The following is a 24960-nucleotide window of genomic DNA, read 5'->3' as shown; positions in this document are numbered from 1 at the left end:
TCCTTCCGAAAAGGGCCGGGCTCCAGGGGGTCCGGCCTTTTTGCTTTGCGCCTTTGCGCGCCAGGCAACCCCACAACGGCTTCGCCCCTGCCCCTTCGCCAACGCTACCGCCAGCACCACGCTCCATGAACGACGACCAGCTCCTGCGCTACTCCCGCCATATCCTGCTCGACGAGATCGGCATCGAAGGGCAGGAGCGCCTGCTCGCGGCGCATGCGCTGGTCATCGGGGCCGGCGGCCTGGGATCGCCCGCGGCGCTCTTCCTGGCCTCGGCGGGCGTGGGCCGCCTGACCCTGGTCGATGCCGACACCGTGGACCTGACCAATCTGCAGAGGCAGATCGCACACACCACGGAGCGTGTCGGCCAGCCCAAGGTGGCGTCGGCCGCGCACGCCGTGCGAGCCATCAACCCCGGGGTGCAGGTGGACGGGCTGCCGCTGCGCGCCGACGCGGCATGGCTCGATGCCCATGTGCCGCTCGCGGACGTGGTCCTCGACTGCAGCGACAACTATGCGACTCGGCAGGCCGTCAATGCCGCGTGCGTGCGGCACCGCGTACCGCTGGTAGCCGGCGCGGCGATCCGCTTCGATGGCCAGATCACGGTGATCGACCCGCGCGCATCCGATGCGCCCTGCTATGCCTGCCTGTTCCCTCCGGACGCCGCCTTCGAGGAAGTACTCTGCTCCACGATGGGGGTCTTCGCACCCATGGTCGGCATCGTCGGCGCCATGCAGGCCGCGGAGGCCCTCAAGCTGCTCTGCGGCGCAGGCAAGCCGCTGGCAGGCCGGCTGCTCATGCTGGATGGACTGTCCATGGAGTGGACCACCATGCGCGCCCACCGCGATCCGTCCTGCCCGGTGTGCGGAAGCGGCGGCACGTGAGGCACGCTGCATGGCGAAGGGTGACGGTAGGAGAAATCCTACCGGGGTAACACCCTGCTGCTGGCAGAATGCCGGCTCTCTCCCTATAAAGTAGAGCCGTGATCAACCTCTCCCACCTGGCGCCTTCAACGGCACCGGCCTCACAGTGAAACTGCGCACTTATATCGTCGAAGACAACGCCACGATCCGGGAGAACCTGATCGGCACGCTGGAGGAGCTGGCGGAAGTCGAGGCCGTAGGTGTCGCCGAGACGGAGGACGAGGGGAAGGAGTGGCTGGCCACGCATCCCGAGCAATGGGATCTCGCCATCGTGGACCTCTTCCTTCGCCAGGGCAGCGGCCTGGGCATCCTCGCGGCCTGCCGCGACCGGGCAACGCGCCAGAAGATGGTCGTCCTCAGCAACTATGCCACCCCTGATGTCCGCGTACGTTGCGCCCAGCTCGGCGTGGACGCCGTATTCGACAAATCCAACGAGATAGACGCCCTGGTGGATTACTGCGTGGAACACAGCGCGCTGCGCAAGTCGGCCAACAACGCCTGATCCCGCAATCGTTTTCCCGCCACGCCTCGTGGCCTCCGGCCCGCTGCGCGCGGCCTCCTTCCCATGAAACACGAAACCCCGGATGGAGTCACTCCATCCGGGGTCTGGCACGCGTGGCGAACCATTGTCCGGGCATGCCGCCGCCCGCCAGGCGGGCCGCGCCAATGGCCGGAAGGGAAGCGCCCGGGGCCTCGCGAATCGGTTACGCCGGGACGCTTTCCACAGCCGGCGATCAATCGATCAGCTTGTTCTTCAGCGCGTAGTAGGTCAGGTCGCTGTTGGACGACAGCGCCATCTTCTCCATCAGGCGAGTGCGGTACGTGCTCACGGTCTTGACGCTGAGGGACAGCGACTTGGCGATGTCGCCCGCTGTCTCGCCCTTGGCCAGCTTCAGGAAGACCTGGAATTCACGCTCGGACAACTGCTCGTGCGGAGGCGCGTCGTCCTTGCGATTGAGCTGTTGCGCGAGCAGGTCCGCGACGGCCGGCGTGAGATAGCGGCGGCCCAGCGAGATGGTGCGGATGGCCTCCACGATCTCCTTGGGGTCGCATTCCTTGTTCAGGTAGCCGCTGGCGCCCTGGCGAATGAGGTTGATCGCGTAGTGTTCCTCGGGGTACCCGCTCAGGATGAGGATGCCCATGTCCGGCGCTTTCGCACGCAGCATGGCCAGCGCATCGAGGCCGCTCTGGCCGGGCATCGACAGGTCCATCAGCAGCACGTCGATCTCGTGGTTGCGCACGAGGTCGATGGCTTCGCGGCCGTTCGCGGCCTCGCCGACTACGCGAAGGTCTACATGTTCTGACAGAAATTGTCGCAATCCCGAGCGGACAATCGCATGGTCATCCACAATGCCGATCTTGATCATTGAGAGTTTCTTTCAAGAGGCAGCTGGGCTGCCCATCGTTGGTCAGGTGGCCCATCCACCGTTGCGGGAGCGTGCCTGCAGCGATCGCCGCAGGCTGGTGACATTATCCAGAATTCACCCCCATCTCTTTCGGAGAAACATACATATGCGCTGGTCCAATTTTCGCAAGATGGCCGTCAGCCTGCCCCTGGCGCTGCTGGCAGCCGCTGCGTTGGTTGGCATCAATGAAGCCGGATACGCACGGTCCAACGAGGCCGTGCGCGCACTGTCGAGCACCTACACGACCCGGGCCGCGCTCAACCGCATGATGCAGAACATGCTGGACGCGGAAACGGGCCTGCGCGGCTACCTGCTCACGGGCGACGACCGCTATCTCCAGCCCTACCAGAAGGCGGCAGCCACCATCGATGCCAATCTCGAGGAGCTGCGGAGCATCTACCGGGACTCCCCCGAAGACCAGGAAGACTTCACGCAGCTCTCCCGGCAGATCTCCCGCAAGATGTCCGAACTGGACCTGAGCCTGCGCCTGCGCCGCCAGAACAACGACGACGCATGGAAGTTCGTCCTCTCCACCGATGTCGGCAAGGAGAACATGGATGCCATCCGCACGCTGTCCGGCCGCCTCGCGCAGCGCAGCGCGGACCGCTCCACGCACCACACCGACGAGATCCTCCACTCGCTCACGCTTTCGCGCATCGGCATCGCTACCGTCGTGGTGATCGGCCTGCTCGCGTTCTACATGTACCTGCGCCAGGCCAGCGCCCTGCAAACCGCCCAGGAACGGGAGCAGCAGGCCCTGCAGCGCGAGCGCGACCGGCTGGAACTGCTGGTGCGCGAACGCACCGCGTCGCTGACCGAACTGGCGAACCACCTGCAGCAGGTGCGCGAGGACGAGCGGGGCCACCTGGCCCGGGAACTGCACGACGAGCTGGGAGCGCTGCTCACGGCGGCCAAGCTCGACGTCGCGCGGCTGAAGTCGAAGATCGATGCCCAGTCGCCCGAGATCGCCGAGCGGCTCAAGCACCTCACCGAAACCCTGAACAGCGGCATCGCCCTCAAGCGCAGGATCATCGAAGACCTCCGGCCTTCGTCCCTTTTCAACCTGGGGCTCACCGCATCGCTGGAGATCCTGGCGCGCGAATTCGAGCAGCGCAGCAGCGTGGAGGTGGAACTCAACCTCGAGCCGGTGGACCTGCCGGAGGCTGTGCAGCTCACGATCTACCGGATGGTGCAGGAGTCGCTGACCAACATCGGCAAGTACGCCAATGCCACCAAGGTGCTGGTGGCCGTGCACAACTATCCCACCCATGTGGCGGTACAGATCCGCGACAACGGCTCCGGCTTCGACACCAGCAAGGTGCACGCCTCCGCCCACGGGCTCATGGGTATGCGCCACCGCGTCGAGGCCGCCGGCGGGCGCCTGACGGTGACCTCCGAGGCCAACGAAGGCACGCTCGTTTCCGCGGTGCTGCCCGTCGTGCACTGAATGCTGGGGCGCGCCAGCGCGCGTCCCTTCACCGCCGGCTCCGTGCCGGTGTCCAGCGCTTCTCCTACCGTTTCCCCCGGCTTCTTCCTCCCGTCTCCTGACGCTGCGCAGGGGGCGCGCCTGCGGTCGGCCGCGTCCTACAGCGCAGCGCGCCAGGGGCCGGCAGCCCGGGTGCGCCCCCAAATCTACATTGGATCCCAGGCGCCAACGCGACAGCGCCATCGACCAACCACCGACCGGCCTTCCGGTCCAAGAGGAGAAAGATATGTTGCATTACGCAGTCGTTTTTCTGGTGATCGCACTGATCGCCGCACTCTTCGGCTTTGGTGGGATCGCAGCGGGCGCCGTCGGCATCGCCAAGATCCTGTTCTTCGTGTTCGTGATCATGGCCGTCGTCACCTTCGTGCTGAGCCTGCTCAAGCGCGGCTGACCGCACCGCCCCGCCCTGACGACCCGACTACCTGAGGAACAGAAACCATGGAAGCACAAAAATTCGCCGACAAGGCTGCAGATACCGCGCACGATGTGGCCGGCGACATGCTGGACAACGCCCAGGATGCCGTGCGCACCACCCGTGATGCAGCCAACAAGACCCTGGACAAGGCGGAACGCAAGGTGCGGGAGCTGCAGAGCGACGTGGACCCCGTGATCGACGATCTCGCCGCCCGGGCCCAGGATCTTGCGTCCCGCGGCATCGCCTACTGCGCCGACACCAGCGAGCGCGCCCGCCGGCAATTCAACCAGGCCGCCGATGCCACCGCCCGCTACGTCGCGGAACAGCCCGGCAAGTCGCTGGCCATTGCGGCGGCGGCAGGCGCCTTCGTGGCCACGCTGTGCATGCTGGCACGCCGCCCCCGCAGCCGCGACTACTGATCTCCCGGCCTCCCGACGCGGGACCGGAAACGGAAGCCTCCAGCAGCCCTCCACCACCGGCCCGCCCCATATCCACAAAAACATTCCACGGGCGCTCCATGACCATCCCGAACCCCACAACTACGGTAACTGCATCGCTCACCCTGGACGAAAAAGCCCTTCGGTACGCGGCCACCCAGGACCTCGACGAAGGTGCCGTCACACCTGCGTACGGTCCGCACCGCGACGCCATCGTGAAGCTGCTGAACGATGCCCTGGCGACCGAACTCGTGTGCGTGCTGCGCTACAAGCGCCACTATTTCACGGCCGACGGTCTGGAGTCCCCCGCGATCGCCGCGGAATTCCTGGTGCACGCGAACGAGGAAGCGGCCCACGCCGACCTCATTGCCCAGCGGATCGTGCAACTGGGCGGCGAACCGGATTTCCGGCCCCGCACGCTGGAAGAACGCAGCCACGCGCAGTACGACGAGTCCTCCGATCTGAAGGCCATGGTGCGCGCCAACCTCGTGGCGGAACGCATCGCAGTGGAAGCGTACCGCCAGATGATCACCCTGATCGGCGACAAGGATCCCACCACGCGCCGCATGCTGGAAGGCATCCTCGCCGACGAGGAAGAGCATGCCGACGAACTCAAGGATTGGCTGCACCGCTGAAGGAGCGGCCAGCCCTGGCAGACGGTCCACCGGCAAGGAGGGTGCAGAAAGCCGGCGGACCGAAGGATGTCCCCAGCACCCGTGTTCTCTCAACCAAACCAAGGAAATAACCATGAAGTACGCTCGTGCCCTCGCCTTCGCAGCCCTCGCCGGCGCCACCATCGTCACCACCGGATGCTCCGTGGCGCGTGACCAGCAGACCGTGGGCTCCTACATGGACGACGCCGGCATCACCACCGCCGTGAAGGCCAAGATGGCTGAAGACAAGTCGGTCTCCGCCACGTCCATCAGCGTGGAAACGCTGAACGGCACGGTGCAGCTGTCCGGCTTCGCCAAGTCGCAGGCCGAGAAGGACCGCGCGGAAGCCATCGCCCGCAACACCAAGCACGTGCGCGAAGTGCGCAACAGCATCGTCGTGCGTCCCTGACGCAAGCGGGCCGGCGGACCTTCCTGCCCGGCCCCACCTTTTGCAGACAGGCTCCTCACGGAGCCTGTTTTTCTTGTGCCGCCTTCTGCACAGCCGCCCAGGGCATCCACGCGCCAGGCGGTTCGCCCAGAGCCGTACGAAGAGGCCTACAGGCCCTATGCTCCGCGACCATGCAGGTTTTCAATTGCGACCAATGCGGTCATCTCGTTTTCTTCGACAGCGTCCAGTGCCTTCACTGCGGCGCGAAGCTGGCGTTCCTGCCCGACCAGCTGACCATGGCTGCCCTGGTGCCGGCCGTGCCGGGCCTGCAGGGCGATGCCGACCTGTGGCAGCGGGTGCCGTCGCGCCGCCAGGGCAGCGCTTCACCGCTGTACCGGCTTTGCCACAACCGGATAGCGCACGCCGCCTGCAACTTCGCGGTGGCGGCCGATGATCCGCAGCAGCTGTGCGGGTCCTGCCGCCAGACGCGCATCCTTCCCGACCTTTCCGAACCTGCCAACCTGCGCCGCTGGAAACAGATCGAGCATGCCAAGCGGCAGCTCTACTACACGCTCGCGCGCCTGGGCCTGCAGCCCGCGCCGGACGGTGCAAGCCCGGTCTTCGAGTTCCTGGCCGACCAGCCCGGCCAACCCGTGATGACGGGACACGCCGCCGGGACGATCACGCTCAACGTGGCCGAGGCGGACGACGATGAACGGGCCCGGCGGCGGCTCGCCCTGCACGAACCCTACCGCACCCTGCTGGGCCACCTGCGGCACGAATCGGGACACTTCTACTGGGACCATCTGCTGCTGGGCTCCGGCCGGCTGGAAGAGTTTCGCGCGGTCTTCGGCGACGAGCGCCAGGACTACGGCGCCGCCCTGCAGGCCTACTACGCCAGCAGTCCGCACCTGGGCGCGTGGCGCGAACGCCATGTGAGCGCTTATGCCACCGCCCACCCCTGGGAAGACTGGGCCGAGACCTGGGCCCATTACCTGCACATGGTGGATCTGCTGGAGACGGCCGCCAGCTATCACACGGGCCTCGATATCCCCGAAAACGGCGCCATCCAGACCTACCGCGTGGGCAATCCATTCGCCAGCGACCGGCCGGACTTCGACGCGATGGTGCAGGAATGGGTGCCCCTGACGCTGCTGCTCAACAGCCTGAACCGCAGCCTCGGGCAGCAGGATGCCTACCCGTTCGCGCTGTCGTCCGGCGCGCTGGCCAAGCTGCGCTTCGTGCACGACATCGTGCACGCCACCGCCTGACGCGCCGCCACGGCGCGTGGCCTCAGGGGGCCGGAGCCATCCCGCGGACCTTGGCGGCGAGGCGCTGGCAGACTCCGGGAGAAACGAATTTGTCCACCTCGCCGCCCAGCACGGCGATCTCGCGCACGAACGTGCTGCTGATGAACTGGTACTTGTCGCTCGGCGTGAGGAAGACGGTTTCGACCTCGGGCATGAGGCTGCGGTTCATGCCGGCCAGCTGGAACTCATAGTCGAAGTCGGTCACGGCACGCAGGCCGCGCACCATGGCCTTGCCCTCGCGGGCGACCACGAAGTCGCGCAGCAGGCCGGAGAAGCTCTCCACCCGCACCTGGGGATAGGGCTGGACCGCCTCGCGCACCATCGCGATGCGCTCCTCCAGGCTGAACAGCGTCTTCTTGTGGTGGCCCGCGGCCACCGCCACGATCACGCTGCCGAACAGCTGGGTCGCGCGGCGCACCACGTCTTCATGGCCCAGCGTGATGGGATCGAAGGTGCCGGGATAGACAGCGATGACGTTCTGGACCATGGCGGCGGATCTCCTGGATTGAAAGCATTCGGTTGGAGCGGATTATTGCGGCGCTCCTGCGCCAAGGGCAGCGCGGGCACGAAAAGGCGCATCCGGCCCATGGGCCATGGCATGGCGCCCCGCCGCGCGAGGGGGCGCTAAACCTTGCGGATCAGGTGGGCATGCACCGCCCCCGCCCGCAGGTGGCGATGGATGGCAAGGCCCAGGGGTGCCAGCGCCGCATCGTTCCAGGGTTGCGGAGCCTCGAGGTAGATGAATCCATCCTCCGCGAGCGCCGGCGCGGCAGCGGCCAGGGCCGCATCGAACAGCCCGCCGTCGAAAGGCGGATCGAGCAGGACCAGGTGCGCGGAGCCCGGCGCACGCTGGCGCAGGACGGCAACGCCGTCGCCCCGCTGCACCCGCGCCGCAGCGGCGCCCAGCTTTTCGCAGGAACGCCGCAGTTGATCGGCGAGGGCCGCGTCGCTTTCCACCAGCAGCACCTCCACCGCTCCGCGGGACGCGGCTTCCAGGCCGAGCGCGCCCGTGCCGGCGAAGGCATCGACGCAGCGCCATCCGGACAGGTCCTGCCCCAGCCAGTTGAAGAGGGCTTCCCGGACCCGGTCCGGCGTGGGCCGCAGCCCCGGGCGCGACGGCACCGGCAACCGCGTGCGCTTCCAGAGCCCGCCGATGATGCGCACTTCGCCCGCACCGGCGTGCCCGCCCTGCCGGGCCCCTGAGCTCGCCGCAGGGCGCTGGGGCGCGGCAGGCCTGCGCGGCGCCGGGCTCATGGCGCGCTCCCGCCGACCACCACGGTCACCATCCGCGCAGGCTGCAGCTTGCGCGCCATCGCCGCGCGGATGTCCTCCGCGGTCAGCGCCTCCACCCGGTCGGTCCAGTGCTCGAGATAGTCGAGCGGCAGATCGTTCCAGGCGATGTTCACCACGTTGCCCAGCAGCTTGCGGTTGCTGTCGATGCGCAGCGCGAAGCCGCCGATCAGGTTGTCCTTGGCCGCGCGCAGTTCGGCGGCCGTGGGCCCTTCGGCGACGAAGCGGGCGAGCACGTCGCGGGAGACCTGCACGGCCTGCTCCGCCTGGTCGGGGCGCGTCTGCAGCGCGACGACGAAGGGGCCGGCATCCAGCCCGGGGGAAAACTGGCTGTACACGCTGTAGCTCAGGCCACGCTTTTCGCGCACCTCCTCGGTCAGCCGCGACGTGAAGCCGCCGCCGCCCAGGATGTGGTTGCCCACGAGCAGCGCGAGGAAGTCGGGGTCCTTGCGCGGAAAGCTGGGCTGGCCGATCAGCACGTGCGCCTGGGCCGAGGCGAAGGGAATGCGCTCCTCCCGCGCCTGGGCCAGCGGCTGCACGGGCGGCACCGGAGGCAGCGCGGCGCAGCCCGAGGCATCCGAGGCCGGCAGGCGCGAGAGCAGCGTCCGGGCCAGGGCGCGGGCCTGCTCCCGGTTCACGGCGCCCACGATGCTCACGCGCGCCCGGCAGGCCTGCAGGTAGCGGTCGTGGAATTTCTGCAGGTCCGCGACCTCGATGCGCGCCAGCGTCTCCGGCGTGGCGCGCTGGCCATAGGGATGGGAGCCATAGACGGCCTGCGAGAAAGCCCTGGCGGCCACCGTGCCGGGCCGTGTTTCGGCTTCCTTCAGCGAGGCGCTCCAGCGCGCGCGCTCGCGCTGCCAGATATCCTGCGCGAAGGCCGGCTGGGCGATCTGCCGCGCGGCCAGCCGGGCGGCGCGGTCCAGCAGGCCGCCATCGGTGAGCGAGCGCAGCCCGTAGCTGAAGCCGTCCCGCTCCGCGGACGCCTGCAGGCTCGCGCCCAGATCGGCCCAGGCCTCGCCCAGGGCGTTCTCGTCCATCGCGGGTTCGGCCCCGTCGGCGCGCACGCCCTTGGACGACATGGCGGCCACGGCCGCCGCCAGGCCGGCCTGCGGCGCAGGATCGCGCCGTGCTCCGGCATCGAAATCGACCTGCACGTCCACCATCGGAATACCGGGGCTTTCGACGAGCCAGACGCGTGCGCCGCTGGGTTCGGTCCAATGCTGGATGGGCAGCAGCGCCCAGGCGGACTGCGCGGCCAGCAGGCCTGCCGCCGCGGCGAATGCCGCGCGGAGGGCGGCTTTTTTGATTGCAAGGGGCATCATGGGAAATTCCTTCCGACCGGCGGCGCGTCAGTGCATGCGTCCGTCGGCGCTCGCGGGAGCGGCGGGACGGCGGGAACCGGGGGCCACCGGCTGTGGCACCAGGGTGGCCACGGTCAACTGGTCATCGCCGAAATAGCGGCCGGCCACGGCCTGGACCTGCGCCGGCGTCACCTCGCGCAGCAGCGCCAGCAGCCGCGCGTCGGCGTCGGGCGGCAGGCCCTGCACCCAGTTGCTGCCCAGGTCGCTCGCCTGCGCCTGCAGCGAATCGCGTGCATAGATGGTGGATGCCGCCCACTGCGTCTTCACGCGCGAGAGTTCGGCATCGCCCACCCCTTCGCGCGCCACGCGGGCCACCTCGGCCCGTAGCGCGGCCTCGACCTGCTGCGCCGTCTTGCCACCCGCGGGGACGCCGCTCAACAGGAACAGGCTCGGCCCCCGGCCCATGACGGAGGCACCGCTGTCCGCTCCGTCGGCCACGCGGTCGGCCCCCTGCGTGAGAGAGCGCTCCAGCCGTGCGCCGTCGTAGCCGCTGAGCACGCCCGAAAGCATCATCAACGCCAGCGCATCGCGGTCGGAATCCGTGAGCTGCTCCAGCCGCTGCAGCCCGGGCACCCGGAACGCCATCGCGACGAAGGCCTGTTCCGCGGGCGCCTTGAAATCGATGCGGCGCAGGCCGCGCTGGGCCGGCTCGGTGCGCGGCTTGCGCACCGGTACCGCCGCTGCGGGAATGCGGCCGTAGGTGTCCTCGGCGAGCTTGCGGACGGCTTCCGGGTCCACGTCGCCGGCCACCACGATGGCGGCGTTCGCGGGCACGTACCACTGGCGGTGGAACGCGCGGACATCGTCCGGCGTCATCGCATTCAGGTCGCTCATCCAGCCGACCACCGGCCGCCGGTAGGGAGACGCCGTGAACACGGCGGCGTTGAGCTGCTCCATCAGGGCCGCGCGCGGCTGATCGTCCGTGCGCATGCGCCGCTCCTCCTTGATGACCTCGATCTCCTTGCTGAACTCCGCGTCCGGCCATTGGTTGTGCGCGAACCGGTCGGCTTCCAGGCGCATGACTTCCGCGAGGCGCTTCGCGGGAATCTGCTGGTAGTAGCCCGTGTAGTCGCGGTTGGTGAACGCGTTTTCCTGTCCGCCCAACGCGGCGATGCGGCGCGAGAACTGTCCTGGCGGCACCGTCTTCGTGCCCTTGAACATCATGTGCTCCAGGGCGTGGGCCACGCCCGATGTGCCGTCCACCTCGTCCATCGAGCCGACCCGCACCCACACCATGTGCACTGCGGTGGGCGCGCGCCGGTCGGTCTGCACGAACAGCTGCATGCCGTTGCGCAGCGTGTATTGATGCACGCCGGGCGCCCGGGCCCCGGGCTGGGAGCCTTGCGCCGACGCAGGCGAGGGATAGGACGTGGCGACAGCGGGGGGCTGGGCCCCGGCATGCACGCAGGCCAGCAGGCCCAGGAGGGTGAGTGCGCGTTTCATAGAATGGGTGCGATTCTAAGAACCTGCCAATGTTCAGTTTTTTCAAGAAAAAGCCAGCTCCTGCTCCCGCTGCGGAGACCCCGCCACCAGCACCGGCCGACGTTGCCCCGGCCCTGCCCGATGCCATGCCTGTCTCCACGCCCGCAGAGCCGGAGGCCGGACCTGCGGCCGCCGGGACGCCAGGCACCGCCGCTCCCCCCGGCACCTTCGGCTGGCTGCGCAATCCCTTCGCCAAGCCCCCTGCTCCGCAGGATCCAGCCGCGCCGGCTCCGCCGCAGCCGGGCCCCGCAGCCGCTCCGGCGCCCTCTGCGCCAGCGCCGATGCCGGGGCCCTTCCCTGCCGCCGATGCTCCGGTGCCCCCGCCGCCCACCATGCCGCCGGCGCCGGCGGTCTCCGCATCCGTGCCCATGCAGGAAGCCGGACAGGAACGCAAGGGCTGGCTGGACCGGCTCAAGAACGGACTGCGCAAGACGGGCACCAGCATCGCCACGGTCTTCACCGGAACGCAGATCAGCGATGCGCTCTACGACGAACTCGAAGAAGCGCTGCTGATGGCCGACACGGGCGTCAAGGCCACCGAACACCTGCTGCAGGACCTCCGGCGGCGCGTGAAGGAATCCAAGGCCACCGATCCCGCGGCGGTCAAGGGGCTGCTCGCCGACGCGCTGGCCGACCTGCTGCGCCCGCTCGAGAAACCCCTGGAGATCGGACGCCACACGCCCACCGTGATCATGGTGGCCGGCGTCAACGGGGCCGGCAAGACCACCTCCATCGGCAAGCTCACCAGGCACCTGGCCACCGAAGGCGCCGCGGTCCTGCTGGCGGCGGCCGACACCTTCCGGGCCGCCGCGCGGGAGCAGCTCGGCGTATGGGCCGACCGCAATACCGTGGAAATCGTGAGCCAGGAGGGCGGCGACCCGGCCGCGGTGAGCTTCGATGCCGTGAGCGCCGGCAAGGCACGCGGCAAGGACGTGGTGCTGGTGGACACGGCGGGCCGGCTGCCGACGCAGCTCCACCTGATGCAGGAGCTGCAGAAGATCAAGCGCGTCATCACCAAGGCCGATGGCACGGCACCGCACGAGGTGCTCCTGGTGATCGACGGCAACACGGGCCAGAACGCCCTCGCGCAGGTGCGGGCCTTCGACGACGCGCTGCAGCTCACCGGGCTCATCGTCACCAAGCTCGACGGCACGGCCAAGGGCGGCGTGCTGGCAGCCATCGCGCAGGAGCGCCCCATACCGGTGTATTTCATCGGCGTCGGCGAGAAGCTGGAAGACCTGGAAACCTTCAGCGCCCGCGAGTTCGCGCAGGCCCTGCTCGCCTGAGGCAGGGCCCGCACCGGAACCGGAGCACGGAACGGATCAGCGCGCCCAGGCGCGCGTGGCCTGCGTCTGCTCGCCCAGGCCTTCGATGCCCAGCCGCATGGTGTCGCCCGCCTTCAGGTACACCGGCGGCTTCTGGCCCAGGCCCACGCCGGGCGGCGTTCCGGTACTGATGATGTCGCCCGGCATGAGCGACATGAATTCGCTGATGTAGCTCACCAGCCTGGCCACCGGGAAGATCATCGTGCGCGTGCTGCCGTCCTGGTAGCGCCGGCCGTTGACATCGAGCCACAGGCGGAGGTTTTGCGGGTCGGGCACCTCGTCCTTCGAAACCAGCCAGGGGCCGATGGGCGCGAAGGTGTCGCATCCCTTGCCCTTGTCCCACTGGCCTCCGCGCTCCATCTGGTAAGCCCGCTCGGATACGTCATTGACCACCGTGTAGCCCGCCACGTGGTCCATCGCATCGCCCTCGGCGACATACGAGGCCTTGCGGCCGATCACCACGCCCAGTTCGACCTCCCAGTCGGTCTTGGTGGAGCCGCGGGGAATCACCACGGTATCGTCCGGCCCGACGATGCAGGAGCTCGGCTTCAGGAAAAGAATGGGCTCGGCCGGGATCGGCGCCCCCGTTTCCGCCGCGTGGTCCGCGTAGTTGAGCCCCACGCAGACGATCTTGCCTACACGGGCAACGGGGGGACCGTAGCGCACGCTCCCATCCACCACGGGCACGCTCGCAGGATCGAGGCTGGACAACGACGCCCAGGCTTCGGGCGACGACAGCAGGTCGGGATCCACGTCGGACACATGCCCCGAGAGGTCGCGTATCCGGCCCTCGGCATCGACGAGTCCGGGCTTTTCCCGGCCAGGCTGGCCGTAACGTACCAATTTCATGCGTATCTCCAGACGGGTTTGCCGGACATTCTCGGCGAACCTGCGTCAGTTGGACCATCCACCGTCGATCATGTGGATGGCGCCGGTCGTGAAGGAGGCCTCGTCGCTCGCGAGATACACCACCAGCGCGGCCACCTCTTCGGGGCGCCCCAGGCGACCGGCCGGCTGCCGCGCGACGAAGGCGGCCCGGACTTCGGCCTCATCGGCACCGGAGCGCGCGGACTGCTCCCGGATGCGCCCTCGCAGCGAGGGAGATTCGATGGTGCCCGGGCAGATGGCATTGCAGCGGATGCCCTTCTGGACATAGTCGGTCGCCAGCGCCTTCGTCAGTCCGGTCACCGCCGCCTTGGAGGCACCGTAGGCAAAGCGGTTTGGCACGCCTTTCACGCTGGACGCCGCCGAGGCCATGTTGATGATGCAGCCGCCCCCTCCTGCGAGCATGGACGGCAGGTAGGCGCGGATGGTGCGGTACATGGACTTGACGTTCAGATCGAAAGTGAAATCCCAATCCTTCTCCTCGCACGCGAGGATGTCGCCGTGGTGCACGTAGCCCGCGCAGTTGAACAGCACGTCCACCCGGCCGGTATGCCCGGCGAAGGCGTGGACCGCTGCGCTGTCCCGCACGTCCAGGCGGGCCGTTCTCAGGGGCGGGCTGTCCTCGAGGGCCGCTTCGGCAGCGAGCTCGGCCAGGGCCTGGTCATCGATGTCCGTGGCCCAGGCCTCGGCCCCTCCCGGACCATCGCCAGGGCGCTGGCCCTGCCGATGCCCTGGCCCGCGGCGGTGACCAGGACGGTTTTTCCTTGCAAACGTCGCATCGAAGCTCCCTCCAGAAAAGCCGAGTCAATCAGGCAAAAAACAATTAATCCACTCCATTAATGAACGGCGCTATTTCCGCTGGCAAAGCGCACCGTTCCCAAGGCACCCCGCAATATGCTCCCGCTGAGCGGCCAGCTCAATACATCACCATGAAAATCAAATCCACCATCGAAAAGATACCGGGCGGCATGATGCTCGTCCCGCTCCTGCTGGGAGCCGCGCTCCACACAGTACGGCCGGACACCGGCAAGTACTACGGCTCGTTCACGCAGGGGCTGATCTCCGGCGTGGTGCCCATACTGGCCGTCTGGATGTTCTGCCTCGGGGCGTCCATCCATCTGCGGGCCACGGGTGCCCTGCTGCGCAAATCAGGGGCGCTGGTCGGCGCCAAGATCGGCACGGCCTGGCTGGCTGCGTGGCTGCTCCCCCTGTGGATTCCTGTGGACGGCCTGCGCACCGGATTCTTCGCCGGGCTGTCGGTGCTGGCCGTCGTGGCGGCGCTGGACATGACCAACGGGGGCCTCTATGCGTCGATCATGGAAGAGCACGGAACCCGCGAAGAAGCGGGCGTCTCGGTGCTGATCGGATTGGAATCGGGGCCGCTGGTGACCATGCTCATCCTCGGCTCCACCGGCCTCGCCGCATTCGAGCCCCGCCTGCTGGTCGGCGTGGCCATTCCCTTCATCGCCGGCTTCGTGCTCGGCAATCTCGATCCCGAACTGCGAAGCTTCTTCTCTCCTGCCACGCGCGTCCTGATTCCCTTCTTCGCCTTCGCACTCGGCAACACGATCGACCTGCGCGTGGTGGTGGAAGCCGGGATGCCGGGCATCGCGATGGCGCTGGCCGTCATGGCCGTCTCGGGCACGGCCCTCGTTCTGGCGGACATCTTCATCGGCGGCGGACGCGGCACTGCGGGCATCGCCGCGTCCAGCACCGCGGGCGCGGCAGTGGCCACGCCGCACCTCGTCGCCCAGGCAGCACCGCAGTTCGCTACCGTAGCGCCATCCGCGACGGCGCTGGTCGCGGCATGCGTCGTGATCACCGCGGTGCTGGTTCCGCTCGCCTCCACATGGTGGGCTTCCCGGGTGGCGCCCCGGATTCACGCCATGGATGGGCAACCATCATGAAATCAGAACGATAAAGCAAAAAATCCATTTAGGCGTTCCATGCCGATACAGGGGATGCCATCGATCTACGCGACCCTGCCCTGCCCCACCGACACGCACTACGCGGAGGCATCCGGCACCGACCGGCATGCCGGCATCGTCAGCCACGCCTCGCGGCTGCTCTGCGAGGCCATCCTGCTTCCACGGCTGGTGCGGAATCCGAACGCCTGATGCGCCTGGACGGCACCGGGGTGCGCACCGCCGGCCTGCCGCTCTACGAAGACTGTTCCACCGCAACGTCGTGGTGTCGTTCGCATCGACGGCGGACATCCGGACGGAACTGCCCGGCACCCCGACCGTGGACATCACGGCCTGCAACGATATGCGCAGCATGGCGGGAACCACCACACCCGACTACGCTCTGGGACGCGGCCGCAACGACAGCATCGCACGTGACGGCAAGTGCCGCGCAGGACGGGCACGGGCTCGACAGGAGCCAGTCGCATGGCCCGCAGCGCCATGGGAAGACGGACACACAGGCGCCGCTCCTACGGCCAGGCGTGACGGTAAAAAGACAATGGGTTTTCCAACACCTTACGAGGAAAACACCATGCCCACGACGACGAACCAGCGGACCCCTGCCGATGCCTGCAGCCTCCTGGATGCGGACCATCGGAAGGTGAAGAAGATGTTCAAGGAGTACGAAGAACTGGCCGGCTCCAAATCGAAGACGTCCGTCGCCAAGAAGCGCGAACTGGCGCAGCAGATCTGCCTGGAGTTGACCGTGCATGCGCAGATCGAGGAGGAAATCTTCTATCCGGCCCTGCGCGACGCGCTGCGCGAAACCGACCTGCTCGACGAAGCCGAGGTCGAGCACGCCAGCGCCAAGGATCTCATTGCCCAGATCCAGGCCGGCGATGCCATGGACGACAAGTTCGACGCCAAGGTCACCGTCCTGGGCGAATACATCGACCACCACGTCAAGGAAGAGCGCAACGAAATCTTCGTCAAGGCCCGCGCGGCACGCAAGCTCGACCTGGTGGCCATGCGCGACACGCTGCAGGCCCGCAAGGATGAATTGATGGAGGAAATGCAGGCCCTCGCCTGACCGGTCCGCCTGCCCTGCCGGGCTGCCCATGCAGCCATCCGGCCCCTCGCTGCGCCCGCATCCGCCCAACGGATGCGGGCGTTCTGTCGTGTTGGCGCCATAAACCAGGCGAGTGCGGACAAGTCGGGCAACCGGCCTACAGAAGAGCTCATAAAATTACATACGATTACATCCAGAGCGCTTCCAGACACATAACAACCCCAGCGCCTCCCCCATATCCGCCCCCGCTCCGGCGGCGTTTCCCCCTTAGAAAGACCATGATGACCCTCGATAACTGGATGATGCGCACCAAACTGCTGGCCGGCTTCGGCCTCGTGCTGGTCATCGCCTGTATCGTCAGCCTGCTGGGCGTTGCCAACCTGTCCAGCATGAACGACCGCTCCACCGAGATATCCCGGAAGTCCCTGCCAAGCGTGGCGGCCTCGGGAACGATCAGCAGGAATCTGTCTGCCCTGCGCATCGCCCGCCTGGGCCTGATCCTCACGGGGCCCAATTCGCCCATGCCGCAGGCGATCGCCGCGGTGGAAAGCGCCAGCACGGCGCTCAATGCCTCCGTCGAGGCCGCAGCCCCGCTCTTCACCAACGCCGAAGAACGACCGCTCTACGAGGAGCTGCGCAATCAGGTCGCGGCCTACAGCTCGACACTGCCGCAGCAACTGCAGCACGCAAGGAACAACGACATCGACGCGGTGCGCGCGATCTTCGTGGGCCCGGCAGCCGTGGCCTACCGGGCCGCCAACCAGGCGCTCGACGACCTGATCGCCATCAACAACAAGGGCAGCGATCTCGCCGCCGAACGCGCCGCGGCCACCTACAGGGAAGGCCGCGTGCAACTCGCGGCCGGACTGGTGGCGATGATCGCGCTCAGCGCCGTGATCGCCGTCCTGCTGGCGGGCAACCTGTCGCGCCGGTCCCGGCAGGGCATGGACGCGGCCCTGCGCATGGCCCGCGGCGAACTCGGCCATCCCCTTGCGACCAGCGGGAAGGACGAGCTCGCGCAGATGATGCAGGCGCTCGAGGCGACCCGCGAACACTTGCGGACGACCGTGGGCAATGTGCGCCAGAACGCGGAAGCCGTGGCGACGGCGAGCGCGGAGATATCCCAGGGCAACCAGGACCTCAGCGGCCGCACCGAGAGCCAGGCGAGCGCGCTGGAGCAGACGGCCGCCTCCATGGAAGAGCTGGGCACCACCGTGCAGCAGAACGCCGACAGCGCGCGCCAGGCCAACCAGCTCGCCAAGAATGCGGCCATGGTCGCGGTGCAGGGCGGCGAGGTCGTGGGCCAGGTCGTGGAAACCATGAAGGGCATCAACGAGTCGTCCCGGCAGATCGCGGACATCATCCAGGTGATCGACGGCATCGCCTTCCAGACCAACATCCTGGCACTGAACGCGGCCGTGGAAGCCGCCCGGGCCGGCGAGCAGGGCCGGGGCTTCGCCGTGGTGGCCAGCGAGGTGCGCAGCCTGGCGGGCCGCTCCGCCGACGCGGCCAAGGAGATCAAGAACCTCATCGGGGCCAGCGTGGAGCGCGTGGCGGCCGGCAACGCGCTGGTGGACCAGGCCGGTGCCACCATGCAGGAGATCGTCGGCGCCATCAACCGCGTGACGGACATCATGGGCGAGATCAGCGCCGCCAGCGTGGAGCAGGCATCGGGCGTGAGCCAAGTAGGCGAGGCCGTGACGCAGATGGACCGGGCGACACAGCAGAACGCCGCGCTGGTCGAGGAAATGGCCGCGGCGGCCGGCAGCCTCAAGAAGCAGGCCGAGGATCTGGTGCGCGGAGTGGCGACGTTCCAGCTCGGCGATGGCCGGCTGGCCATGTCTTCCGCCGCCTCCGCTTCCTCCGGTCCCATGGAGTTACGCCGTCCCGTGGCGCTGTCCAGCCAGTCCGGCCCTGCCCTGGCGCTGGCCGCGGCCGGCACGGCTTCGTGAAATCTTGGGCGACGCGCGGGGCGCCCTGCCCACAGTCCAATCGATATTTTCAAACCTGCCGCGAATGGTGCCGCCATTACCACCGCGGTTTTGAATCACCGGCGAATGCTCGGGGATCCAATTTGGCGGGCCACCTCTTTCCTGGGCAGGTGCCCGGCATTGAGAAGTTGCTGTTCTCGCTCGGCGCGCAGGATTTTGACGACATCGGACGGTCCTACACCGAAGCTCTCCTTGAATTTCCGCTGGAAGGTGCGCCGCGACATGTTGCACTCCATCGCCATGTCGTCCACCGTCCAGGGCAAGGATAACCGGGCCTCGATTTTCTCAACCAGTTTGCCGAACGGCGCGCCTGCCCTGTCTTGCAGCCGGAGCGTCTGGCTGTACTGCCGCTGGTCCCCCGTACGGCGCAAATAGACGACAAGGCGCCGCGCCACGCGCTGGGCAATGAGCGTGCCGCAGTCACGCTCGACCAGTGCGAGTGCCAGGTCGATGCCGGCAGTAACCCCGGCAGTGGTCCAATACTTTCCACTCTCGCAAAAGATCTGCTCGTCTGCCACATCCAGTTGCGGGAACTCCCGGCGTAACCGTTCTGCCGTGCGCCAATGGGTTGTCACCCGATGCCTGTCCAGCATTCCCGTGGCTGCCAGCAGGAACGCGCCCGTGCACACGCTGCAGGTCCGCCCGGTCGTGAGATCCAGCTCCCTCAGGCAGGTGAGCAAAGCGGGGTTTCCGGCAGCCGCATGCACACCTTCTCCACCGGGAATGACCAGCGTGTGAGGCTGCCACTTCACCGATTCCGCGAGCGAATGGCCGGTCAGGATGCGCAGTCCTCCATCGCTGGTCGATGCCGTTGCTTCGGGGCCGAATGTGCTCAGTTCATAGCGCATTTGCGCAAGCTCTTCATTGGCCGTCGCGAAGGCCTGCCAAGGGCCGCTGAGGTCAATTGGCTGAAAGTTCGGAAACACCAGAAACGCCACCCGAATTGGCGCAATGGCTTCCGTTTTTGGCGCACCCAGAACGGACCTCAATTTTAGAGTCTGGTTTTTAAGGAGCGTCTTCATGCAAGTGAACTTTCTACTATTTCCTGCTTTGACACAACTGGATCTGACGGGCCCGTTCGAAGTACTGGCGCGCGCCCCCGGTTTCAAGATCGACTTTGTTTCGCCCACCATGGATCCTGTTCGCTCGGATCGGGGCTTGACCCTGGCACCGACAGCCACTTTCGACAATGCAGGGCCCTGCGACATCCTCGTGGTGCCAGGCGGACCGGGAACCGATGACGCTCTGGTCGACCCAGCCTGGGTGGATTTCACCGCCCGGCAGGCCGCGGACGCGAAGTTCATCCTCGGCGTGTGTACTGGTTCGCTGCTGCTGGGCGCGGCGGGGTTGCTGCGCGGAAAACGTGCTGCATGCCATTGGCAAGCTCGAGAGTTTCTGGTTTCGTTCGGCGCCATTCCCGACGAATCCCGCACCTGCATCGACGGAAACATCATCACCTCCGGCGGCGTGACCTCCGGAATCGACATGGCCCTCAGGGCGGTCTCGGTCATGTTGGACGAGGATGCGGCAAGGCAGATCCAGTTGCAGATCGAATACGATCCCGAGCCGCCTTTCGAGGGGGGCACACCACGCACCTCGCCCCCGCGCATCGTCGAGCGCTGCCTGAAGGCCACGCGCGAGCGTCATGCCCTGCTCAGCCAGGCGGTGGCGCGGGCTGCAACCGCCATGGGCACCGCGGTTGCCTCGGCGGCCTGAAGCAGGAGCACTACATGCCCTCGCTTCCACGTTCCCTGTTGGTGCTGCTCCTGACTCTCTGGTTCAGCAATTCGCATGCAGCCTTTCCGGAAAAGCCCGTCACGATCATCGTGCCCTATGCAGCAGGCGGGCCGATGGACAAGCTTGCGCGGCAGGTTGGATCCCAACTCGGCACGTTGCTGGGCCAGCCCGTGGTCGTGCAAAACCAGGGCGGTGCCGGCGGCAACATCGGCGTGGCCACGGCCAAGCGCGCCGCGCCCGACGGGTATACCGTACTGCTCGACCATGTGCACATGGCGACGGCGCCTGCGCTGTACCGCAAGCTGGACTTCGCGCCCGACGTGGACTTCGAGCCACTGGGCGTGATTGCCGAGTCACCCCTCGTGCTCATCGGCAGGCCCGGAGTTCCTGGCGGCAGCCTGGACGAACTACTGCGCTGGATGGCCCAGCAACCCCGAGTGACCCTGGCCAACGCAGGTATGGGATCGGCCTCGCATCTTTGTGGCCTGCTGCTGCAGTCATCCTTGAAATTGCGCATGACGACAGTTCCCTACAAGGGCACCGGCCCGGCCATGATCGACCTGATGGGCGGCCAGGTCGATCTGATGTGCGACCTGACATCCAAAGCGATGCCGCAGATTCAATCCGGCAAGGTGCGTCCGATCGCCGTGACCGTTCGCGAGCCCATCAGCGGCACGCCGCTGGAGACAGTCCCATCGGTGGAGAAGTTTGGCATTACCCAGTCTCCGCTGACCATCTGGTATGGACTGTACTCACCCCGCGGCACACCAGCCCCCGTCATCCAGCAACTCTCAACAGCGCTGAAAACGGTGACGAACAGTGCCACCTTTCGCAAGCAACAGGCAGACGCCGGACTGAAGCCCGTGACCGACGAACGCCTGACGCCCGCCGGCCATCGCCGATACCTGCAGGAGGAAATCAATCGCTGGGCGGGTCCCGTCAAGGCAGCTGGGGAGTATGCCGACTGAGCCGGTGCTGTGCTGATCCGACATCATGTGGTGCGCGAGTGCGCGACCACCGCCTGCCGGCCGGGTGACCCGTGCGCTGCGCCTGCCTGCGCGCAGACCGGCGCAGGCGGCAGGCCACCCACTTCGGCCGGGGTCGCCACCACCGGCTCGGCAGGCGTGAGCATGCGTGCCTGGCGCCAGCGGCCCCAGCGGTAGTAGGCCATCGACATCAGCATGGCGCAAAGCGCGCTGGCCGGAAAGCTCCACCAGATCGCATCGGTGCCCAGCCAGGGCTGCAGGCCATAGGCGACCGGCAGGCGGATACCCCAGAGCGCCAGACCCAGGATGATGAGTGGTGGCATCACCGCGCCGGTGGAACGCACCACGCCCGAGAGCACGAAGGTGACGCCGAAGAACAGGAACGAGCCCACGGCGATGTGATTCAAATGGCGCGCCGCCTCCAGCGACGCGCTGCCGGCGGGCAGGAAGAGCGACAACGCCGTGCGGTCCAGCAGCACCAGCGGCACGATGATCGCGCCGGTCAGCACGAAGTTGAAGAGCGTGCCGCTGCGGGCCACGCCGTCCACCCGCTCCCACCGGCCGGCGCCCACGTTCTGCGCCGCCATGGACGAGCAGGCCGCCCCGATGGCCATGGCCGGCATCTGCACGTAGGTCCAGAGCTGCAGCGCCGCGCCGTAGGCCGATGCAGTAACCACGCCCTGCGCGTTGACGAGGCCCATCAGCATCAGCATGGCGGTGGAGATCATCACCATCTGCGCGCCCATCGGCAGGCCCTTGACGACCAGCGCACGCAGGATGGGCCCGTCGGGCACGAAGAGCCGCCAGTCGGCCCGGCCGATCCAGAGCGGGTGCCGGCGCCAGCGCAGCCACGCCAGCAGCGCGGCGAAGCTGATCGCGTTGGCCACCAAGGTGGCCATGGCAGAGCCGGCGATGCCCATGCGCGGCACGGAGCCCCAGCCGAAGATGAGCAATGGATTAAGCGCCGTGTCCAGCGCCACCACCAGCAGCAGAAAGAGGAACGGCGTGCGCGTGTCGCCCGCGCCGCGCAGCACGGCCGAGATGAAGGCGAACAGGTAGAGCAGCGGCACCGCCAGGAACAGCGTGCGCAGATAGGCCTCTGCCAGCGGCAGGGCGGTGGCGGGCGTGCCCATCCAGCCCAGGATCTCGCGCGAGAGCGGCGGGCCGGCAGCCGCGATCAGCACGGCCGTGCCGCCGAAGAAGGTGGCGCTGGTGCCGATCACACGGCGTGCCTGCCGCGGATCGCGCGCCCCCATGGCCTGCGCCACGAGGATGGTGGCCGCCATGCCCACGCCGAACACCGCGCCGATCAAGAGGAACAGGATGTTGTTGGCATTGGCCGTGGCAGTGAGCGCGGCCTCGCCCAGGTAGCGGCCCACCCACACCGCATTGACCGAGCCGTTCAGCGACTGCAGCACGTTGCCTGCCAGGATGGGCAGCGCGAAGACCAGCAGGGTGCGGCCGATCGGGCCTTGCGTCAGGTCGCGCGTCGGGGCGCGGGTGGATGCGGATGAGGGGTTTGCAGGGGTGCTCGAAGGAGCGCTGGAGAGGACGGGCGGCGAAGCGGGCATGCGGTATCGTGCCCACGCCTTGCAGGGCCAGCAGGCCATGAACTGAAGTCGAAGTTCAAGAATTCAGTGGCAGCATCCCGTCGCGCAACATCGCGACGCCCAGTTCGTACACGCCGTCCCACACGATCTGCACGCCCAGGCACAGCAGGATGAAGGCCGACAACCGCAGGAAGATCACCGAGCCGGCCTCGCCGAGCGGCTTGAGCAATTGCTGCGCATAGCGGAAGGCGAAGTACAGCAGTACGGCGACGGACAGCAGCGCCAGTACGCCACCTCCCATCCGCGCCAGCGACATCGACAGCCGCGCGTCGGCCAGCGACACCCCCACCGTGATGGCCGCCGCGATCGAGCCGGGCCCGCAACTCACCGGAAAGGTGAGCGGGTAGAAAGCCTGGCGTCGCGCCATGTCGGGCGTGAAGCTCTCGGCCAGTTCGGTGCGGCTGTCCACCGTGGCCTGCGTGGCCGTCAGCAACCGCCAGGCCGTCGCTGCCACGATCATGCCGCCACCCACGCGCACGATGGGCAGCGAGATGCCGAAGAACTCCAGCACGTAGGAGCCGACCAGCATGGCGCCCAGCAGCAGCCAGAACATGTTGCGTGCGATGCGGCGCGCCAGCAGCGCGCGCGTGGTCGGTGATGCCCCCTCGGTCAGGCCCAGGAAGATGGGCGCCGTGGCGGCCGGGTTCACGATAGGCAGCAGCGCGGCAATCACGAAGAGAAAGCTCTTGCCGAAGGCGCCCAGAAGTTCAAGTGTCACGGTGTCCCTATTCAGATGGGGAGCGTCTGGTCGACGAACTCCCTCATGCGCCGGCTTAGCGCTCGCTCGCGGAACTGCTCTTCTTGGTGATCTTTGCGCAGGCCGCGCCACAACGCGTTGGCCGTCAGCGTGATCACACCCGCAAAGGCCACGCGAAGAAGATGGTCGCGGTCCGCGCCGACTTGAGCCCGCCGGCCAGCAGCAGGCTGATAGCTATGCCCGCGATCAGCACGCCCCATCCGATTTTCACACGCGCGCAAGGGTTGCGCCATACCGCCGGTGCTCGTCAAGTCCAGCAGAGAGCGTTCCGCGCCCTCCGTTGGGCGGAACTTCGTGTACACATCGATGACCAGTGGACGGCCTTTGGCGTCTGGGTATGAAGCGTAGATTCCCCCGGACACTATGAAGTCAAGGTAGCCGTTGATTTTCTTCTGCAGCAGACAGAGGTGCTCCGCATCCCAATGCAGGTGATCGACGATGCTCAACCGAACCTCTCCAGTCTCCTTGTCGGTGCCGACGGCGTCAACGGTCCCGGTGTTTTCAACGGTCATCAGGAGACTACCGGGAAGGTCGGGTTCTGGCCGGATTCTGCCTTAGGTTCTGCAGGCTCGGCGCGCGGCCTGGTTCAGCAGAGGCCAGCCATCGGCGTCATGATCGTATGCGGCGGGAGCGGATGTGAGCGTCTGCCACTCCCGGACGAAGTGAAGCTACCTTAGGAAATGCGCTTCGGCGGTTCGCATGTGCTCGTCGCCCTGCAGCTGGATGATGTCTTTTACCGTGGGCAGCGTCTGGTCAACCTCGCGGATGCCGCCATCCGCGCGGATCTTCGCGAACACCTCGCGCATGGCGCCCACGGCCGCGCGGATCGCGTGGTTGCCGTAGATCACGATGCCGACCTTGCCCAGGGCGGCGATGTCCGTCTCGGTCAGCTGGGGGTAGGCCGTGGGCACCAGCACCAGCGGGACCCGCCCCTTCCAGCCATCGATGAACGCCAGGATCTCGTCGGGCGTCTTCTGCTTCGAATGGATCAGGATGGCATCCGCACCCGCATCCTCGTAGGCCAGGCCGCGCGCCCAGGCTTCCTCGTGGCCGAGGCCCGCGATCAGGGCCTCCACGCGCGCGATGACCGTGAAGTCGGGGTCGCGGCGCGCGGCCACCGCCGCGGCGACCTTGCCCTGGAATTCCTCGATCCGCACCAGTTCCTGGCGACCATCGGCGCGCAGGCTGGTGTCCTTCGGGAAGGTCTTGTCTTCCATGACGATGGCCGAAGCACCGGCCGCTTCGTACTGCGGGACGATGTAGTGCACGTTCACGGCATTGCCGAAGCCGGTGTCGATGTCGGCGATCAGCGGGATGTCGACGGTGGCGGCGATGGCGCGCATCATCTCCAGGTGCGTGCCCATGGACAGGATGTTGGCGTCGGGCACGGCATAGCTCGCCGAGAGCTCGAAGCCGCTGCCCCAGATGCCGCCGAAGCCGGCTTCCTCGGCGAGCCTGGCCGCCAGGGGGTTGTGTGCCGCCATGGCGGTGAACAGCGTGCCGCTGCCCAGCGCCGCGCGGAGGGTCTGGTTCTTGGTCATTGGTGGG

General features: G+C 67.4%; 26 protein-coding genes and 2 pseudogenes. 16 read left to right on the top strand and 12 right to left on the bottom strand.

The window, feature by feature from the left end; translation table 11 throughout:
- Positions 1–125 precede the first annotated feature (125 nt).
- Together BLR99_RS04270 and BLR99_RS04265 are read left to right on the top strand one after the other, a co-directional pair.
- Positions 126–881, top strand: coding sequence for a HesA/MoeB/ThiF family protein (locus BLR99_RS04270; RefSeq protein ID WP_017438033.1), 756 nt, complete (start codon positions 126–128; stop codon positions 879–881).
- Between the two features lie 145 nt (positions 882–1026).
- Positions 1027–1422, top strand: a complete 396-nt coding sequence (locus tag BLR99_RS04265) for a response regulator (RefSeq protein WP_011796893.1) — start codon at positions 1027–1029, stop codon at positions 1420–1422.
- Between the two features lie 232 nt (positions 1423–1654).
- Here BLR99_RS04265 and BLR99_RS04260 read toward each other — a convergent pair whose 3' ends face one another.
- On the bottom strand, positions 1655–2287 hold the full coding sequence (locus BLR99_RS04260) for a response regulator (protein WP_011796894.1): 633 nt from the start codon (positions 2285–2287) through the stop codon (positions 1655–1657).
- Positions 2288–2432: 145 nt separating this feature from the next.
- On the opposite strand from BLR99_RS04260, the gene BLR99_RS04255 reads away from it, so the two are divergent.
- The 6 genes from BLR99_RS04255 to BLR99_RS04230 all read left to right on the top strand — a co-directional run bounded on the left by BLR99_RS04255 (position 2433) and on the right by BLR99_RS04230 (position 6976).
- Positions 2433–3773, top strand: coding sequence for a sensor histidine kinase (locus tag BLR99_RS04255; protein ID WP_017438032.1), 1341 nt, complete (start codon positions 2433–2435; stop codon positions 3771–3773).
- A 265-nt stretch (positions 3774–4038) separates the two neighbouring features.
- Positions 4039–4203 carry a DUF1328 domain-containing protein gene (locus tag BLR99_RS04250; protein ID WP_011796896.1) on the top strand — a complete coding sequence of 55 codons (165 nt, stop codon included), beginning with the start codon at positions 4039–4041 and terminating at the stop codon, positions 4201–4203.
- Positions 4204–4250: 47 nt separating this feature from the next.
- The gene (locus BLR99_RS04245; RefSeq protein ID WP_017438031.1) at positions 4251–4646 is read left to right on the top strand and encodes a hypothetical protein; all 396 of its coding nucleotides are present in this window, start codon (positions 4251–4253) and stop codon (positions 4644–4646) included.
- Positions 4647–4744: 98 nt separating this feature from the next.
- A complete protein-coding gene (locus tag BLR99_RS04240) occupies positions 4745–5299 on the top strand; it encodes a ferritin-like domain-containing protein (RefSeq protein ID WP_017438030.1) in 555 nt (184 codons plus the stop codon).
- Between the two features lie 112 nt (positions 5300–5411).
- Positions 5412–5726, top strand: a complete 315-nt coding sequence (locus BLR99_RS04235) for a BON domain-containing protein (RefSeq protein WP_011796899.1) — start codon at positions 5412–5414, stop codon at positions 5724–5726.
- 170 nt (positions 5727–5896) lie between these two features.
- The gene (locus BLR99_RS04230; RefSeq protein WP_011796900.1) at positions 5897–6976 is read left to right on the top strand and encodes a zinc-binding metallopeptidase family protein; all 1080 of its coding nucleotides are present in this window, start codon (positions 5897–5899) and stop codon (positions 6974–6976) included.
- A 22-nt stretch (positions 6977–6998) separates the two neighbouring features.
- On the opposite strand, the gene coaD is transcribed toward BLR99_RS04230, so the two are convergent.
- The 4 genes from coaD to BLR99_RS04210 all read right to left on the bottom strand — a co-directional run bounded on the left by coaD (position 6999) and on the right by BLR99_RS04210 (position 11109).
- Positions 6999–7502, bottom strand: coding sequence for a pantetheine-phosphate adenylyltransferase (gene coaD, locus BLR99_RS04225; RefSeq protein WP_011796901.1), 504 nt, complete (start codon positions 7500–7502; stop codon positions 6999–7001).
- 137 nt (positions 7503–7639) lie between these two features.
- The gene (gene rsmD, locus BLR99_RS04220; RefSeq protein WP_048857627.1) at positions 7640–8269 is read right to left on the bottom strand and encodes a 16S rRNA (guanine(966)-N(2))-methyltransferase RsmD; all 630 of its coding nucleotides are present in this window, start codon (positions 8267–8269) and stop codon (positions 7640–7642) included.
- Positions 8266–9627, bottom strand: a complete 1362-nt coding sequence (locus BLR99_RS04215; RefSeq protein WP_011796903.1) for a M16 family metallopeptidase — start codon at positions 9625–9627, stop codon at positions 8266–8268. The genes rsmD and BLR99_RS04215 overlap by 4 nt, the downstream gene beginning before the upstream one ends.
- Before the next feature lie 27 nt (positions 9628–9654).
- Complete coding sequence (locus BLR99_RS04210; RefSeq protein WP_048857628.1) at positions 9655–11109, bottom strand: M16 family metallopeptidase; 1455 nt, start codon at positions 11107–11109, stop codon at positions 9655–9657.
- 29 nt (positions 11110–11138) lie between these two features.
- Between BLR99_RS04210 and ftsY the strand changes: the two genes are divergently transcribed.
- A complete protein-coding gene (ftsY, locus tag BLR99_RS04205) occupies positions 11139–12434 on the top strand; it encodes a signal recognition particle-docking protein FtsY (RefSeq protein ID WP_048857629.1) in 1296 nt (431 codons plus the stop codon).
- Between the two features lie 36 nt (positions 12435–12470).
- Here the strand turns inward: ftsY and BLR99_RS04200 are convergent, their stop codons facing one another.
- Positions 12471–13322 (bottom strand): fumarylacetoacetate hydrolase family protein, encoded by an 852-nt coding sequence (locus BLR99_RS04200; RefSeq protein WP_017438260.1) that lies wholly within the window; start codon positions 13320–13322, stop codon positions 12471–12473.
- Between the two features lie 45 nt (positions 13323–13367).
- Positions 13368–14137, bottom strand: a pseudogene (locus tag BLR99_RS04195) (SDR family oxidoreductase).
- Between the two features lie 150 nt (positions 14138–14287).
- On the opposite strand from BLR99_RS04195, the gene BLR99_RS04190 reads away from it, so the two are divergent.
- From BLR99_RS04190 to BLR99_RS04180, 5 genes and pseudogenes are all read left to right on the top strand, one after another.
- Positions 14288–15265, top strand: coding sequence for a 2-keto-3-deoxygluconate permease (locus tag BLR99_RS04190; protein ID WP_017438261.1), 978 nt, complete (start codon positions 14288–14290; stop codon positions 15263–15265).
- Between the two features lie 54 nt (positions 15266–15319).
- Entirely contained in the window at positions 15320–15475 is a 156-nt protein-coding gene (locus tag BLR99_RS23360; RefSeq protein WP_017438262.1) for a hypothetical protein, read from the top strand.
- A 70-nt stretch (positions 15476–15545) separates the two neighbouring features.
- A pseudogene (locus BLR99_RS23750) lies at positions 15546–15632 on the top strand (hypothetical protein); the annotation flags it as partial.
- Between the two features lie 222 nt (positions 15633–15854).
- On the top strand, positions 15855–16352 hold the full coding sequence (locus BLR99_RS04185; RefSeq protein WP_011796910.1) for a hemerythrin domain-containing protein: 498 nt from the start codon (positions 15855–15857) through the stop codon (positions 16350–16352).
- Between the two features lie 257 nt (positions 16353–16609).
- Positions 16610–18283, top strand: a complete 1674-nt coding sequence (locus BLR99_RS04180) for a methyl-accepting chemotaxis protein (protein WP_074686887.1) — start codon at positions 16610–16612, stop codon at positions 18281–18283.
- A 95-nt stretch (positions 18284–18378) separates the two neighbouring features.
- Here BLR99_RS04180 and BLR99_RS04175 read toward each other — a convergent pair whose 3' ends face one another.
- Positions 18379–19344 (bottom strand): GlxA family transcriptional regulator, encoded by a 966-nt coding sequence (locus BLR99_RS04175; RefSeq protein WP_353615166.1) that lies wholly within the window; start codon positions 19342–19344, stop codon positions 18379–18381.
- Here BLR99_RS04175 and BLR99_RS04170 point away from each other — a divergent pair.
- Both BLR99_RS04170 and BLR99_RS04165 read left to right on the top strand, forming a co-directional pair.
- Positions 19343–20038, top strand: a complete 696-nt coding sequence (locus BLR99_RS04170; RefSeq protein WP_074686882.1) for a DJ-1/PfpI family protein — start codon at positions 19343–19345, stop codon at positions 20036–20038. The genes BLR99_RS04175 and BLR99_RS04170 overlap by 2 nt on opposite strands.
- A gap of 14 nt (positions 20039–20052) precedes the next feature.
- Positions 20053–21027, top strand: a complete 975-nt coding sequence (locus BLR99_RS04165; protein WP_074686880.1) for a tripartite tricarboxylate transporter substrate binding protein BugD — start codon at positions 20053–20055, stop codon at positions 21025–21027.
- Positions 21028–21050: 23 nt separating this feature from the next.
- On the opposite strand, the gene BLR99_RS04160 is transcribed toward BLR99_RS04165, so the two are convergent.
- The 4 genes from BLR99_RS04160 to BLR99_RS04145 form a co-directional block, all read right to left on the bottom strand.
- The gene (locus BLR99_RS04160) at positions 21051–22616 is read right to left on the bottom strand and encodes an MATE family efflux transporter (protein WP_048857691.1); all 1566 of its coding nucleotides are present in this window, start codon (positions 22614–22616) and stop codon (positions 21051–21053) included.
- A 55-nt stretch (positions 22617–22671) separates the two neighbouring features.
- Positions 22672–23373: a MarC family protein gene (locus tag BLR99_RS04155; RefSeq protein WP_011796916.1), complete on the bottom strand. Its 702-nt coding sequence runs from the start codon at positions 23371–23373 to the stop codon at positions 22672–22674.
- Between the two features lie 11 nt (positions 23374–23384).
- Positions 23385–23924, bottom strand: a complete 540-nt coding sequence (locus BLR99_RS23850) for a DUF6572 domain-containing protein (RefSeq protein WP_011796917.1) — start codon at positions 23922–23924, stop codon at positions 23385–23387.
- Positions 23925–24080: 156 nt separating this feature from the next.
- Positions 24081–24953, bottom strand: coding sequence for a phosphonopyruvate hydrolase (locus tag BLR99_RS04145; RefSeq protein ID WP_011796918.1), 873 nt, complete (start codon positions 24951–24953; stop codon positions 24081–24083).
- Between the last annotated feature and the right edge of the window lie 7 nt (positions 24954–24960).

Source organism: Paracidovorax citrulli (genome assembly GCF_900100305.1).
Classification (GTDB): domain Bacteria; phylum Pseudomonadota; class Gammaproteobacteria; order Burkholderiales; family Burkholderiaceae_C; genus Paracidovorax; species Paracidovorax citrulli.
The sequence above is the reverse complement of the archived record's forward strand: the minus strand, read 5'-3'. Positions and strand labels throughout refer to the sequence as shown.

Bases quoted from the DNA above. Each gene is read 5' to 3' on its own strand.
- rsmD (WP_048857627.1), bottom strand. From the start codon at position 8,269: ATGAGCCCGGCGCCGCGCAGGCCTGCCGCGCCCCAGCGCCCTGCGGCG.
- BLR99_RS04175 (WP_353615166.1), bottom strand. From the start codon at position 19,344: ATGAAGACGCTCCTTAAAAACCAGACTCTAAAATTGAGGTCCGTTCTG.
- BLR99_RS04255 (WP_017438032.1), top strand. From the start codon at position 2,433: ATGCGCTGGTCCAATTTTCGCAAGATGGCCGTCAGCCTGCCCCTGGCG.
- BLR99_RS04160 (WP_048857691.1), bottom strand. From the start codon at position 22,616: ATGCCCGCTTCGCCGCCCGTCCTCTCCAGCGCTCCTTCGAGCACCCCT.
- coaD (WP_011796901.1), bottom strand. From the start codon at position 7,502: ATGGTCCAGAACGTCATCGCTGTCTATCCCGGCACCTTCGATCCCATC.
- BLR99_RS04190 (WP_017438261.1), top strand. From the start codon at position 14,288: ATGAAAATCAAATCCACCATCGAAAAGATACCGGGCGGCATGATGCTC.
- BLR99_RS04230 (WP_011796900.1), top strand. From the start codon at position 5,897: ATGCAGGTTTTCAATTGCGACCAATGCGGTCATCTCGTTTTCTTCGAC.
- BLR99_RS04270 (WP_017438033.1), top strand. From the start codon at position 126: ATGAACGACGACCAGCTCCTGCGCTACTCCCGCCATATCCTGCTCGAC.
- BLR99_RS23850 (WP_011796917.1), bottom strand. From the start codon at position 23,924: ATGACCGTTGAAAACACCGGGACCGTTGACGCCGTCGGCACCGACAAG.
- BLR99_RS04215 (WP_011796903.1), bottom strand. From the start codon at position 9,627: ATGATGCCCCTTGCAATCAAAAAAGCCGCCCTCCGCGCGGCATTCGCC.
- BLR99_RS23360 (WP_017438262.1), top strand. From the start codon at position 15,320: ATGCCATCGATCTACGCGACCCTGCCCTGCCCCACCGACACGCACTAC.
- BLR99_RS04145 (WP_011796918.1), bottom strand. From the start codon at position 24,953: ATGACCAAGAACCAGACCCTCCGCGCGGCGCTGGGCAGCGGCACGCTG.
- BLR99_RS04210 (WP_048857628.1), bottom strand. From the start codon at position 11,109: ATGAAACGCGCACTCACCCTCCTGGGCCTGCTGGCCTGCGTGCATGCC.
- BLR99_RS04185 (WP_011796910.1), top strand. From the start codon at position 15,855: ATGCCCACGACGACGAACCAGCGGACCCCTGCCGATGCCTGCAGCCTC.
- BLR99_RS04180 (WP_074686887.1), top strand. From the start codon at position 16,610: ATGATGACCCTCGATAACTGGATGATGCGCACCAAACTGCTGGCCGGC.
- BLR99_RS04245 (WP_017438031.1), top strand. From the start codon at position 4,251: ATGGAAGCACAAAAATTCGCCGACAAGGCTGCAGATACCGCGCACGAT.
- BLR99_RS04165 (WP_074686880.1), top strand. From the start codon at position 20,053: ATGCCCTCGCTTCCACGTTCCCTGTTGGTGCTGCTCCTGACTCTCTGG.
- BLR99_RS04260 (WP_011796894.1), bottom strand. From the start codon at position 2,287: ATGATCAAGATCGGCATTGTGGATGACCATGCGATTGTCCGCTCGGGA.
- BLR99_RS04200 (WP_017438260.1), bottom strand. From the start codon at position 13,322: ATGAAATTGGTACGTTACGGCCAGCCTGGCCGGGAAAAGCCCGGACTC.
- BLR99_RS04250 (WP_011796896.1), top strand. From the start codon at position 4,039: ATGTTGCATTACGCAGTCGTTTTTCTGGTGATCGCACTGATCGCCGCA.
- ftsY (WP_048857629.1), top strand. From the start codon at position 11,139: ATGTTCAGTTTTTTCAAGAAAAAGCCAGCTCCTGCTCCCGCTGCGGAG.
- BLR99_RS04170 (WP_074686882.1), top strand. From the start codon at position 19,343: ATGCAAGTGAACTTTCTACTATTTCCTGCTTTGACACAACTGGATCTG.
- BLR99_RS04240 (WP_017438030.1), top strand. From the start codon at position 4,745: ATGACCATCCCGAACCCCACAACTACGGTAACTGCATCGCTCACCCTG.
- BLR99_RS04235 (WP_011796899.1), top strand. From the start codon at position 5,412: ATGAAGTACGCTCGTGCCCTCGCCTTCGCAGCCCTCGCCGGCGCCACC.